This window comes from Pseudomonas sp. YL2 (assembly GCF_023063025.1).
Taxonomy (GTDB): domain Bacteria; phylum Pseudomonadota; class Gammaproteobacteria; order Pseudomonadales; family Pseudomonadaceae; genus Aquipseudomonas; species Aquipseudomonas putida_A.
Genome location: NZ_JAJSLU010000006.1, coordinates 149790 through 162480, shown reverse-complemented (window position 1 = coordinate 162480; position 12691 = coordinate 149790). Strand labels below are relative to the sequence as shown.

The window sequence follows — 12691 nt, the reverse complement described above, 5'->3', positions numbered from 1 at the left end:
TGACGCATCGCCCAGGCAGGCCAGTAGCACATCTCGTCTAGTTTAAACCCAAATGACAATGTCAAAGCCGTTACCGGGATTTTCATCAACCCTCTATTCGCGCTTACCGGCTCCAAACCCGATTGCCAGCACCAGCAGAGGAGCATAGGCCACAATCAGGCCCAGGCAGCCGTCCAATCCAAAACGCGCCACCGCAACAGCAATTGGCAACAGCCAGAACATATTGATTGCCGCAACGGCAATAGTTACCGGCAAATGACGGCCGAACCGACGAGAGGCAAACTGATAGGCATGACTGCGATGGGCTTCATACACTTTGTCACCACGCAGCAGCCGGCGTAGCAAGGTGTACGTCGCATCGACAATGAATACACCAAACAGAATCAGCCACCCCCATAAAAAATCGGCCGAAACCGCTGCGGCCTGCAACGAAAGGCCTCCCAGGACAATCCCCAGGAATCCGCTGCCAGCATCGCCCATGAAAATTTTCGCGGGCGGGAAGTTCCAGAATAGAAAGCCGGCGACACATACGGCCAATAGCAGGGGCGCCCAGATCAACTGCAACGAACCTTCGAGCCAAGCGAGCAGACATGCGCCGAGACAGACACTGATGGCTTCGACACTGGCGATACCGTCGATGCCGTCCATGAAGTTGTAGAGGTTCAACAGCCACACCAGATAAACCACGGCAAGCAGATGCCCCGGCACACCGAGATCGGCCTGCCATCCGAAAATCGTGATCGATGGCAAGCCTCCCATCCAGCAAAGCAACCAGGTGGCGGCCGTAAAATGACCCAGCAGACGCCAGCGGGCAGCGATATGCCCATGGTCATCCATGAAACCGATAACCGCGACCAGGCCGCCCGCCCCGGCAATTGCCCAGAACTGAGTCGGAACAATGAGGTCCCGCCATAGCAGGAAAGCCAGCGCAAGCATAAAGGTCAGAACAATCGCGACTCCACCTCCGCGCGGGGTCGGGACCGAGTGTGAACTGCGGGCGTTGGGAATATCCAGCAGGCTGCGCGACAACGCGTAATGTCGCAGAAGCCACGTGAAGCCAAAGGACAGCAGCGCAATGACCGGTATGATCCATCCGAAATTCATGATTGACGAGTATCCAGGAAGTGCTGCGCCGTCAGACTGAGGGCGCTGTCAAAGGCAACCGGTGGGGTCCAGTTCAACAGCTGCCGGTTTTTGCTGATATCAACCTGCAGGGAAGCAAAAATCCGCTGCGCCAGTGCCCGACGCCCCATCAGCGTGGCTACGCCATCCATCAAGCCAACCGGTACCGGCAGCAGCCGCGCTGGACACCCCAAGGCAGCGGCCAGCTTGCGCAACAGTTGAGTCGTCGATAGATCTTCACCATCACTGGCCAGAAAAGTCTGGTTGGCCGCGCCAGGGTGCTCGGCGCATGTCACGATCAAGTCGACCAGATTGTCAATCGCGACCAGGCTACGCCGATTATCCAGAGCACCGAACGGTAACGGCACGCCGCGATACAACCAGCGCATCATGCTGAGAAAATTGGCTTTCACTCCCGGGCCGTACACCAGCACCGGCCGGATGATTACCAGTTCCATACCTGTGGTTGCAGCCAATGCCCGCAAGGCCTGTTCGGCTTCAAGCTTGGAGACGCCATAGGGATCGACCGGGGCGGGCTTATCGTCTGCCGTGAACGGATGACCCGGCGCCGTGACCTCACCGTTGACCTTGATCGAGCTGATGAAAATGAACCGTTTGACGCCGGCAGCAGCAGCCTGACGCGCCAGATTCAAGGTGCCATCGACGTTGACCAGGCGAAATACTGCCAGCGGATCGGCTGCAGCCTCGTTCATGACATGAACGCGTGCTGCCGCGTGAATGACACAATCGACATCCTTTAGCGCCGCACTCCAGTCCTGCGGCGGTTCGAGCCCCGCGCACGGAATCGAGCACACCCCGGATGGAAACGACATCACAGCGCCCCGCACCGGAGCGATGACCGCGCACTCTGGCAATTTCGACAAACGTTCGATCAATGCTCGCCCCACAAAACCGCTGCCTCCGGTTACCAGAAATGTCTTGGAGCTCATGGGCGACCCTTGAGGAAACATGAATGACGGCGAAGAGAACGCGCGCAATCTTCGTGAAATGGCAATCAACCATCCCCTCGATGAAGAGACAGAGAGCATCCGGGGAACAGCTTTGGGCGGCAGTTTATTGAATCGGAGAACGGTTGACCACTTTCGCGAAGATGCCCACTTTCGGATCTTGTTGAAAACCGCCTGAACTAACGCTGAACAATGACTTGAAGCACACGACATCGAGTTACTTGAAGTTGAAACGCCCACTCATTTCGAGATTTTGCGATTCACTACCCAATACAGCTCGCCAGCTGAAAATCATTGAGCCTCCACTTCCTGCCTCGAAAGAGCTTTCACGTCCTCAAGACAAACAAATCGTCTAAATGCGCTTCGCAGGTTGGAGCGGGCTCAGGGTGCGGATAGAATCCTTCCGGAAAGTGGTACGAGCGCATATCCTCATTGGTCACCTGCGTGCTCGCCCTATAAATCTTTCGGCGAACCCCGCCAAAAAACAGATATCGCACGTCTTTTGCTTCGAAATGGAGAGCCCCATGCAGCAGATCAATAACCTTGCAGCGAAGATAGAAAAATTTCAATCGCAAATCAGTTCTTCGGTGCAACGCGTGATTGCCAGCGGCTGGGTAATTTTGGGGCCGGAAGTCAAACGCTTTGAAACAGGCTTTGCTCAATATTTGAATGCCGGTCATTGCATCACGGTTGCCAACGGCACCGATGCCATCGAGCTGGCCCTCAAAGCGCTGGGCGTCGGCAAAGGCGATCAGGTCGCAACCGTGGCCAATGCCGGGATGTACACCACCACTTCGGTACTGGCCATCGGCGCTACACCGATTTTCATGGACGTCGATCTGCAGACTCACGTGGTAACCCTCGAGGGGGTCAAGCAGGCGATTGAAGCCGGCGCCAAAGCCGTAGTCGTCACACACTTGTATGGTCTGGCAGCCCCACAGATCAAGGCCATCGCCGAATACTGCAGTGCTCGCCAGATCCCGTTGCTCGAGGATTGCGCTCAGGCCCATGGCGCCGAGCGTAACGGGCAACGTGTCGGCACTTTCGGTGACGCGGCGAGCTTCAGTTTCTACCCGACCAAAAACCTTGGTGCGCTGGGTGACGGCGGTGCCGTTGTGACCAACTCCGATGCCATTGCCCAGCGCGTAGCGCAACTGCGCCAATACGGATGGTCCTCGAAATACTGCGTCGAGCTGGACGGCGCCCGCAACAGTCGCCTGGATGAAATGCAGGCCGCGATCCTGTCCGAGTTTCTACCGCACCTCGACGAGAGCAACGTACGCCGTCGCGAAATCGCCGCGCGCTACAGAAACGAAATCCGCCACGCGGATGTGAATCACGCTGAAGATCAAGGCACCGCCTCGGTCGCCCACCTCTACGTGATCAAGTCGGCGAAGCGCGATGCGCTGCAAGTGCACTTGCGCGAAGCACAGATTGCGTCCGACGTTCACTACCCGATCCCGGACTACAAGCAACCAGTCTTTGGCGAGCAGTTCGCCGACTACAGCCTGGCCAACACCGAACAACTGGCCTCGCTGATCCTGACCCTGCCTTGCTACCCGGAAATGACCGACGAAGAAGTCAGCACTGTGATCACCGCCGTCAACGGATGGGTGGCATGAGATATTCCGTTATCGTCCCGGTCTACAAGAACGCTGACTCGATACCCCGGCTGATCCAGGCCCTGACAGACATGAACGACGCCCTCGAGAATCAGCTCGAGGTGGTGTTTGTGGTGGACGGCAGTCCCGACGATTCGTTTGCCCTGCTCAAGAATGCACTGAGCACCATGCGCTTTTCCGCGCAATTGTTGGCGCATTCGCGCAATTTCGGCTCGTTCCCAGCTATTCGCACCGGCCTGATGGCTGCCAGGGGCGAGTATTTCGGCGTGATGGCAGCAGACCTTCAGGAGCCGCCAGAGCTTTTGATCAGCTTCTTCAAATCGCTTTCCAATGACGAATGCGACGTCGCCATCGGCACCCGCAATGCCCGTCAGGATCCGCTTTCCAGCCGCATGGCCTCCTCGATCTTCTGGGGTCTGTATCGCCGACTGGTCGTGCATGACATGCCCAAGGGCGGCGTGGATATTTTCGGTTGCAACAAGGCGTTCCGTGAACAACTGCTACAGCTGAACGAGTCCCGCTCGTCGCTCATCGCACTGATCTTCTGGCTGGGCTTCCGTCGCAAGTTCATCGAGTACGAGCGTCAGACCCGCCTCGAAGGCAAATCGGCATGGACCTTCAAGAAAAAGCTCGAATACATGATGGACAGTGTGTTCGCCTTCACCGACTACCCGATCAGACTGCTGACCCGAATGGGCGCGATGGGCTCGCTCATCTCTCTGTTCATTGGCGTAATGGTCATCATCGCGCGACTGTCGGGAGCCATTGAGGTACCGGGTTACGCCGCAACCATGCTGGTGGTGCTGCTGCTGGGGACATTGAATCTGCTCGGGGTCGGCCTCGTGGGCACTTATGCCTGGCGGGCCTACGAAAACAGCAAGCAGCGACCGCTGGCCATTGTCTGCATGAAACTCGACAACAAGGAAATCCCAAATGAGTGAGCCGTTCATCCACGCCAGCGCCGATGTCAAAAGCAAGAACATCGGCAAGAACACGCGCATCTGGCAGTACGTGGTGGTCTTCCAGGATGCGGTGATTGGTGAAGACGTCAATGTCTGCTCACACTCGCTGATCGAAAACGACGTAGTGATCGGCGATCGTACGACCATCAAATCCGGGGTTTATGTCTGGGACGGCCTGCGGATCGGCTCCGATGTATTCATCGGCCCGAACGCCACGTTCACCAACGACAAGTTCCCACGCTCGAAGGTCTATCCGGAGTCGTTTTCGCAGACGGTGATCCAGGACGGCGCCTCCATCGGCGGCGGCGCAGTCATCCTGCCAGGCATCACCATCGGCACGGGTGCGATGGTCGGCGCCGGCGCCGTGGTCACCAAATCCGTACCACCTTATGCCATCGTCACAGGCTCCCCTGCCCGGATCACCGGCTACGTCGAAAACTCCGCCTTCAGCGATGCCGCCAAAAGCCCCGCGGCGAAGCCCGACGAGCAGGCGGACGCGGTGGTTCGAATCGGCGTGGGCGATGTCACCACCCACCGTTTCAAATACATCGCCGACATGCGTGGCGACTTGTCGGTCGGCGAGTTCCACAAGGAAATCCCCTTCACACCAAAACGCTACTTCCTGGTATTCAACGTTCCAAGCCAGAAGACTCGTGGTGAGCATGCCCATCACAAATGCCACCAGTTCCTGATTTGTGTAAAAGGCAGCTGTGCGGTGGTGGTCGATGATGGTACCAATCGGGCAGAAGTCACTCTGGATGCGCCAAATAAAGGTATTTACCTTCCGCCTCTGACCTGGGGTATCCAGTACAAATACTCTGAAGACGCTGTGCTGTTGGTATTCACTTCCGATTATTACGAAGCTGACGACTACATTCGAGACTATTCGGACTTCGTCAAACTCACCTCGAAAAAATCACCATTGTGATAGCACTTAAAGACAATACTCAGGTTCGTCGCTGGATTCAGTTTCTGATCGGCGGTGGGCTCAATACCGGCCTGACCTACTGCCTGTACTTGATGCTGAGTTATTGGATCGCCTACCAGGCTGCTTATGCGATCGCCTATGCGGCCGGGATTGTTTTTGCCTATTTCTTCAACTCAAAAGTTGTCTTCAAGGTTCAGCAGTCATGGATTGGCATGGCGATCTATCCGAGCATTTACCTGCTGCAGTATCTGCTCGGCGCTTTAATCCTCAGCCTCTTGGTCGAACACCTTCAGTTACACAAAGCGATCGCTCCGATACTAGTGATTTTGCTTCTGCTGCCATGCAGCTATCTATTAAATAAATTTGTCCTGAAGGTCACACATAAAACAAAATCATAACAGGATCAACGGGCACCTCATGGCAGCAATTTTTAATCAGGCGCCAACTTTGTCGCCAGCAACACTTCATGAAAAAAAACTGATCTGGCTCGCCCATCTGGGCCCAGCACTGCTTACCGTATTTTTCATCTGGCTTCCGTTTGGCTTCGTCTTGACCGGATTGCTCGAAGAATGGGGAGTTATTGGATTATTCAGCAGAGTCGGAGTGTTTTTTTTAACAGATGCTGCCAGTGCAATGCCGGCGCATGCCCTTCGACCGCTCACTATTCTTCCTCATGCAATTGCATACAGCCTTGACCCCAACTCATTCAACTATTGGCATGTCTTACTGATCATTGCTCTGGTGATCAAGGGATGGGCTGTCAGTGTCATCACCACCCGTATCACAGGCGCAATCAGATGGGGAATGCTGGCGAGCGTGCTGATCATCGTTTTCCCCGCTGACACCATGCAACTGTCGTTCAGATCCATCCACATCAACTGGGCCCTCAGCCTTGTCTTGTTGGCCAGCGTTCTGCAGATACGGGCAATCGACGAAAGAATCAGAGTCAGGTCCTTAATCCTCAGCGCCTTTGCAAGCCTGATACTCGCTACCAGCTGTGCAATGTACGAAGTATCGTTACTGCTGGCGGCTATTCCAGCATTTGTGGTCTTCATACAAGTCGGCGTAAAAGGTGTTGCCGCGCATATCAAGCGATTCTACTGTCAACACCTGATCTGGGCGATCGGCCCGGCCGCGTATATCGCCTATGTAATACACACGCTACCGCTGGTACACAGTTATCAAAGCGCGGTGGTGGGCGATAGTGCACTTGCCTCTGTAAAAATGTTTTTCCCAAAACTGTTCAGTTTGGGTATAAAACGAAGCATTTTTGGCGGCTGGATCGATGCATTCAGAATTACCGGCTCTGAAATCGACAGTTATTTCTATGTAACCGTCACTACCGCGCTACTGCTCGCGTTGATCGCATTTGTCGCCTGGAAATCAAAAGCGCCACTCAGGGTCGGTGCAGGTTCGAACTCACGCTGGACGTTACCTATGCGCATGATCGCAATCGGGCTCGTCCTGATTTGCCTGGGCTATCTGCCGTTCATTTTCAATCCTGCGCACATGGCGGTCAGCCAGAGAACTTTTCTATATGCAGCTCCCGGAGCAACGATGATATTTATCGCGCTGCTTCTGAGCGTTTACCAATATTCGAAAAAAGCCACAACGGCGCTGTCTGCATTGTTGATTTTCACTGGACTATCAGCACAGCTGTTTCAGTTCCAGCACTACATTGAAATTTCCAAAAGGCAACAGTCGATTCTCAAAGACATCGCCCATAACTTTGACGGAAATGCAGTCGGTAAAACGCTGCTGATCCTTGACTACTTCAATCAACTCAATCATGACTGGATGTTTTTGAACCCAGACCTGAGCGCCATCCTTTTCCATATATACGAAAAGCCGGTGGACACCATTGAAGTGTGTTACATGCCTAGCCACGAGTGGCAACAAACCGACCCGTTACAGCGCAAAGGTAAATGCGAGAAAACCGGAGAAGGGTGGACCCTCGACTATCCTGTCCCGTTCGACACTCCTCCACCACCGAGCAAGAAACTTTCCAATGCGGACGTTGTGACTGTCGAAGTTGGAAGGGGCGAAACGCGTGCTGCCAATGTCGAATTGGATGCATGGCGCAAGGAGCTGGAATCCGAGTCATCTCCGGCAGGTGCCCGACTGCGAGGCATTACTGAATCGCGCCCTTGGTTTCAATTCATCCATTTCCGCCAACCGCCCCCTGATGAGTATTACTGGGACTTTGGCAGGTGGTGGAGCATGACTCCGCCAACCGCCGGGTCTGGCTGGAGGAACACGCAATGGCAAACAAGGCGCTTTGTTCATACAGCTTCGGCGTGGAAAAACGCACCGCAGTCATCTCTGGTTTTCGATTTGATACCTGCATCTGCCCCTTATGAGATCAATGGATTTTTCAAAAACTTCGCCAATAAACAGATCCGCGACAAGATGCAGGTAAAAGTCAACGGGATCCATATTCCGCTACGGTGGATTCAGGAAAGCAGATTCAGTGGAAACGTGCCGGCCGACACACTCAAGTCAGGTCGAAACTCCATCGAATTCATTTCAGATGTGGACGCCAGTAATGGCGGCGTTGCCGCCGAACTGGACTGGGTAAACATCACCAGGCAAATCAGATGAAAGCGCGATAGTAACGTTATACACACGTCATACTGCGACTGATCCAGCTTGCAAAATGACAAATATCGCACGTCGCCCGTCAGGCCAGAAGCCTATCAGGCAGCAGAATTTACAAAGCCATGGAAAGATAAATGAGCATCAGGTCATCCACCCCCCCATCCAACACTCTTCCGGACGAAAGTTTAGAGCCAGATGCCACTCCTGTGGCGGTAAAGCGCTGGCTCGCACATATTGTTCCCGCAACCGCTATCATCTTCATACTTTGGCTGCCGTTTGGTTTCGCCCTGACCGGGCTGATCGAAGAATGGGGAATTTTAGGACTTTTCGTCAAACACGGGATATTCTTCATCTCCGATACCTCCAGCCCACTGCCTTTACACGCATTAAGACCGTTGACGATCCTTCCACAGGCCGTCGCTTTCTGGCTTGACAACAACTCGTTCTTTTTTTGGCATGTTCTATTAATTCTTGCATTGCTGATAAAGGGTTCTTCCGTTAGCTACATCATCGAGAAACTGACGAGCAGTTCAAAACTAGGAATTATTGCATGTGCACTGGTCATCATTTATCCAGCGGACACCATGCAGCTCTCCTTCAGAAGCCTGCATATCAACTGGGCGCTTAGCATCACGCTATTGGGCAGTGCTGTTTTCCTGCATGCACTGTCACTTAACCGAAAGTCCCATGCGCTTATGCTAAGCATAGTCGCGAGCGCTCTACTCTCCTCTGCCTGTTTCATGTATGAGGCCTCACTGCTGCTCGCCTGCATCCCAGCACTGTTCTTGTTTATCCGTGACGGCATGCTATCGGCACTGATTCAAATCAAACAGAAACTGCTGGAGCACGCAATCTGGGTTGCCGGAACCATTATTTACGTCGCTTATGCCCTCCACACCGCACCACTTGTGAGCAGCTATCAAACAAGTGTTGTCGGGCCTAATCTGCTGGCATCTCTGAAAATCACCTACACAAAACTCTTTAGCATCGGACTGTTGCGCAGCACCCTTGGCGGCTGGTTCGATGCCATGCGAATTACCAAACAGGAATTCTCCAGCTACGGATATGTAATCGCCGCAAGCATTATTTTCTTTTTGATTATTGCGGCAATACTTAGACTTGACAGCAAACCAAAAAAAGCCGACCTCAAGCAGAGCACGTTCTTTAATTGCAGGCTCGCCATTGCAGGCTTGACACTCATTCTCTTTGGATACTTTCCATTTCTGATTTCCCCTAGTCACCTCTTGATTAGTCAAAGAACATTTTTATTTGCAACACCTGGCGCAGCACTTCTGCTATTGGCATTCATCAGTACCGGATACCGCTTCTCCAAACCGATAACCAATATAGTTTTTGGCTTCTTTTTCATTATCGGAGTTTCATTCCAGCTTTATCAATTCCACCACTACATTGAAATCTCTCGCAAGCAGGCGACGGTACTCAACGAGATCACCGAAAAATTTGATGGCAATATCGAGAACAAGACCCTGTTGATTCTCGACCATGGGAATCAGCTGAACTACATATGGATGTTCATCAATGAAGGCCTGACCGGTTCTTTGTCCTTCTTGTATAACAAACCGATATCAGACATCCAGGTTTGCCATATGCCCAGCAAGTATTGGCAGCACTCGGATTCGCTGGGTCGTAAAGGTCGGTGCGTAGAGAATGCTGAGAACTGGACGTTCGAATACCCGACCCCGGTCAGCGGGCCGGGCTTTCCTGCATCGGAGCAACCCGCAAGTCTTATAATCCCCAAAACCTCAATAGTCACAGTGGAGATTGGCAAAGAGAGCGAAGACACTCAGAGCGGTCGTACAATGCCAAAGAGTCAAGGCGTTGTAGTGGAGCGTCGAGATGCCATTGAAAGTGCACGCAACTCACAGACACGCTTCGTTCGCTTTGAAGACGCTGTTGTGAACGATAAATTCGACTGGACATTTGGCAAATGGTGGAGCATGGAGCTGCCTACTCACGGTACTGGCTGGCGAGAAGCCGAGTGGGATATAGGCAGTTTTTATCACCATCCATCGGCCTGGAAAATTGATAAGCACGCCAACCTTGCTTTCGAATTCAAACCTGGAAGCAACGTGGTTTACGAACTCAAAGGCCGGTTTACTCTATTCGCGGAACCGAACGCTCAAAGCAATATGGTCATCAAACTCAATGGCAAGATCTTACCTATCCAATGGAGTGAAAACGGAGAATTCGAAGCACAGATCGATGATGGCGTACTAAAAAACGGCGGAAACAACCTGGAGTTCGACTCGCCGACCAACGATACCTACTTTGGACTGTCTGCCCGACTCGAAGGCATTCATATAAAGAGGCAACAGTAAACCCCGCGAGACACCGGCTCACTGGGCATGGAAGTATGTCCTGTGAGCCGGTGAAAAAAGATCAAAGTCCTTGGCGGGCTTCAACAATGCGCCAATGATCGGTCAACGATCTGTAACCCCCAACTCTCGAGCGATCGCTCGCGCGACGAAATCCGAGCCGTGACGGGTCAAGTGAACGATGTCGAGATAAAAAGCGTCACCACTCGATGCTGTCTCTCTCATGAGGCAACCCTCCTCATTACACATTTTCTGAGCCACCGAAATGTAAAGGGCGCCTGACTCCTCCGCCAGTATTCTCAAATCCCTTTCCGCTGCGTCGGTTCCAGTGTCTAGCTCACCATTCACCTCCTGCTCCTGACCCATTCCATACTTCTCGTAGTCCAACCGCTCTGGCGGAATACGATGCAAAGGATCACGACTCCACAAGTTGAATGCAATACGAGAAGGCGTGTCTTTCCAGGCAGGCGTAGGCCCCAGGAGAATCACTCTGCGAGTCCCTGCATCCTGAATTTGTTTGACGGTCGCTGACAAAAGCGCCTTGTCATATCGTGGCCACATACCGGCAAGAATTACAGTATCAGGCACCAGCTCGCGAACCTTATCGATGGTCCACTGATTGTTTGATTTGCAGGCAGGATTCTTTCCTTGGAATCCGACTATCGGCGGGCATGACGACGATGTGAATTGCGCCAGCCGGAATTGCCCGGAGCGGTCCGCAAGCCCACGCAACCCCGAATATATGGCGGCAGCATCGGAATCTCCCCACAACACCCACAAAGGCTTGTCGCCCTTGTCTACGCATTCAGGAGCGTACTGGGTCGCTTCTTGCCCGACATCCATGAAACAGACGAGATTACGCAGGCCCGCACGGTAGCCGTCGAGATCATATTCGGTCGCACGCTGGATAATCTGCGGGTACCGGGAAGGAAAGCCGCCAGATCTGAAAACGATGCCTGCCAATACACCCACCACGCACATCAATGCACATAGAGCGAGGACGCTGAACCGCTTCCTGGAGCCCGAACGAAATGGACGTTCGATATAAACGTATGTAAGAGTCGCGAGAAAAGCACTGCCCGCCAGAAGACCTAAGCGTACCAGCCAGGGCACACCTTCTGGATAGGCACTCCTGGCAAACGTCAGCAATGGCCAATGCCATAGATAAAGCGGAAAGCTGATCAGCCCGATAAACGTCATAACCCGGTTGCTCAGCAGGACTCGATTCAACCAGGCGCCAGGGCCAGCCACAATAATGAGTGCGGCACCAATAACTGGAAAAAGCGCCCATTTTCCGGGAAAAGGTAATGTGCTATTTATGCGAAAAACTGCATAGACAATGAACAGCATACCTATAACTGAAATTACATTTCGTGCCACCTGCCCATCAAATACCTGTGCAATTTTTTTCATCGACCGGCCGTACCTGTCAACTCTCAAACCCGGGGCCGATCCGAAGCACGCCAACATCGCACCAACGACAAGTTCCCACCCTCGAGTAAGCGGCGAATAGAACGTTGCGGTTGCGTGCTCATGCACGCCAATGATGTTCAGCAAAAAGGATAAGATCCCAATAACGACAACAATTGGCAACAGCGGAATTCGTATACGCCAAACAGCCCAAAACAAGAGCGGCCATATGACATAGAACTGTTCTTCTATCCCCAGTGACCACAAATGAAGCAGAGGCTTCAGCTCTGATGCCTTGTCAAAATAATCGGCCTCTCCCCACAAAATGAAGTTTGAAACAAAAGTGGCACCACCAAGAACATGCTTTGCCAGCAGCGCCAGGTCATCGGCAAGCATCGTGTTCCAGCCGAAAGCCAAACATACGGCCAATACAGTAAACAGCGCGGGGAAAATGCGCCTGATGCGCCGGGAATAAAAGTCAGCAACGCTGAACGTACCCTGCTCCAGCGCCGTGCTGATTACCCTGGATATCAGATAACCGGAGATGACAAAGAATATGTCCACCCCTACAAAACCACCACGCAAAAGTGCAGGGAAGGCGTGGAAAAACAATACAGACAAAACAGCGACAGCCCGAAGCCCATCAATATCGGGCCGGTATCCGATATGGCTGGTTTGATTACGCGCAACGGGAGAGCCTACGGATTGGTTTTGAGTTGCACTCATAGTCATCGCTATCTACCAA

10 protein-coding genes are annotated in these 12691 nt (G+C 53.1%); 7 read left to right on the top strand and 3 right to left on the bottom strand.

Going from position 1 to position 12691, the window contains the following annotated elements:
- Positions 1–93: 93 nt before the first annotated feature.
- A complete protein-coding gene (locus LVD08_RS11730; protein WP_247268202.1) occupies positions 94–1104 on the bottom strand; it encodes an MraY family glycosyltransferase in 1011 nt (336 codons plus the stop codon).
- Positions 1101–2072, bottom strand: a complete 972-nt coding sequence (locus tag LVD08_RS11725) for a UDP-glucose 4-epimerase family protein (RefSeq protein ID WP_247268257.1) — start codon at positions 2070–2072, stop codon at positions 1101–1103. The genes LVD08_RS11730 and LVD08_RS11725 overlap by 4 nt, the downstream gene beginning before the upstream one ends.
- A 19-nt stretch (positions 2073–2091) precedes the next feature.
- Between LVD08_RS11725 and LVD08_RS11720 the strand changes: the two genes are divergently transcribed.
- The 7 genes from LVD08_RS11720 (at position 2092) to LVD08_RS11685 (ending at position 10539) form a co-directional block, all read left to right on the top strand.
- A complete protein-coding gene (locus LVD08_RS11720) occupies positions 2092–2268 on the top strand; it encodes a hypothetical protein (RefSeq protein ID WP_247268258.1) in 177 nt (58 codons plus the stop codon).
- A gap of 346 nt (positions 2269–2614) precedes the next feature.
- On the top strand, positions 2615–3712 hold the full coding sequence (locus LVD08_RS11715) for a DegT/DnrJ/EryC1/StrS family aminotransferase (RefSeq protein ID WP_247268201.1): 1098 nt from the start codon (positions 2615–2617) through the stop codon (positions 3710–3712).
- A complete protein-coding gene (locus tag LVD08_RS11710; RefSeq protein WP_247268200.1) occupies positions 3709–4653 on the top strand; it encodes a glycosyltransferase family 2 protein in 945 nt (314 codons plus the stop codon). The genes LVD08_RS11715 and LVD08_RS11710 overlap by 4 nt, the downstream gene beginning before the upstream one ends.
- Positions 4646–5602: a WxcM-like domain-containing protein gene (locus LVD08_RS28045; RefSeq protein ID WP_274621169.1), complete on the top strand. Its 957-nt coding sequence runs from the start codon at positions 4646–4648 to the stop codon at positions 5600–5602. Before LVD08_RS11710 ends, LVD08_RS28045 begins: the two co-directional genes overlap by 8 nt.
- Positions 5599–6000 carry a GtrA family protein gene (locus LVD08_RS11695; RefSeq protein ID WP_247268199.1) on the top strand — a complete coding sequence of 134 codons (402 nt, stop codon included), beginning with the start codon at positions 5599–5601 and terminating at the stop codon, positions 5998–6000. The genes LVD08_RS28045 and LVD08_RS11695 overlap by 4 nt, the downstream gene beginning before the upstream one ends.
- 19 nt (positions 6001–6019) lie before the next feature.
- Positions 6020–8203 carry a hypothetical protein gene (locus tag LVD08_RS11690; RefSeq protein ID WP_247268198.1) on the top strand — a complete coding sequence of 728 codons (2184 nt, stop codon included), beginning with the start codon at positions 6020–6022 and terminating at the stop codon, positions 8201–8203.
- Positions 8204–8334: 131 nt separating this feature from the next.
- On the top strand, positions 8335–10539 hold the full coding sequence (locus LVD08_RS11685; protein ID WP_247268197.1) for a hypothetical protein: 2205 nt from the start codon (positions 8335–8337) through the stop codon (positions 10537–10539).
- Positions 10540–10641: 102 nt separating this feature from the next.
- On the opposite strand, the gene LVD08_RS11680 is transcribed toward LVD08_RS11685, so the two are convergent.
- A complete protein-coding gene (locus LVD08_RS11680; RefSeq protein ID WP_247268196.1) occupies positions 10642–12672 on the bottom strand; it encodes an acyltransferase family protein in 2031 nt (676 codons plus the stop codon).
- Positions 12673–12691 lie beyond the last annotated feature (19 nt).

Coding starts and splice junctions, on each gene's coding strand:
- LVD08_RS11685 (WP_247268197.1), top strand. CDS start 8,335: ATGAGCATCAGGTCATCCACCCCCCCATCCAACACTCTTCCGGACGAA.
- LVD08_RS11715 (WP_247268201.1), top strand. CDS start 2,615: ATGCAGCAGATCAATAACCTTGCAGCGAAGATAGAAAAATTTCAATCG.
- LVD08_RS11730 (WP_247268202.1), bottom strand. CDS start 1,104: ATGAATTTCGGATGGATCATACCGGTCATTGCGCTGCTGTCCTTTGGC.
- LVD08_RS11710 (WP_247268200.1), top strand. CDS start 3,709: ATGAGATATTCCGTTATCGTCCCGGTCTACAAGAACGCTGACTCGATA.
- LVD08_RS11720 (WP_247268258.1), top strand. CDS start 2,092: ATGAATGACGGCGAAGAGAACGCGCGCAATCTTCGTGAAATGGCAATC.
- LVD08_RS28045 (WP_274621169.1), top strand. CDS start 4,646: ATGAGTGAGCCGTTCATCCACGCCAGCGCCGATGTCAAAAGCAAGAAC.
- LVD08_RS11680 (WP_247268196.1), bottom strand. CDS start 12,672: ATGAGTGCAACTCAAAACCAATCCGTAGGCTCTCCCGTTGCGCGTAAT.
- LVD08_RS11725 (WP_247268257.1), bottom strand. CDS start 2,072: ATGAGCTCCAAGACATTTCTGGTAACCGGAGGCAGCGGTTTTGTGGGG.
- LVD08_RS11690 (WP_247268198.1), top strand. CDS start 6,020: ATGGCAGCAATTTTTAATCAGGCGCCAACTTTGTCGCCAGCAACACTT.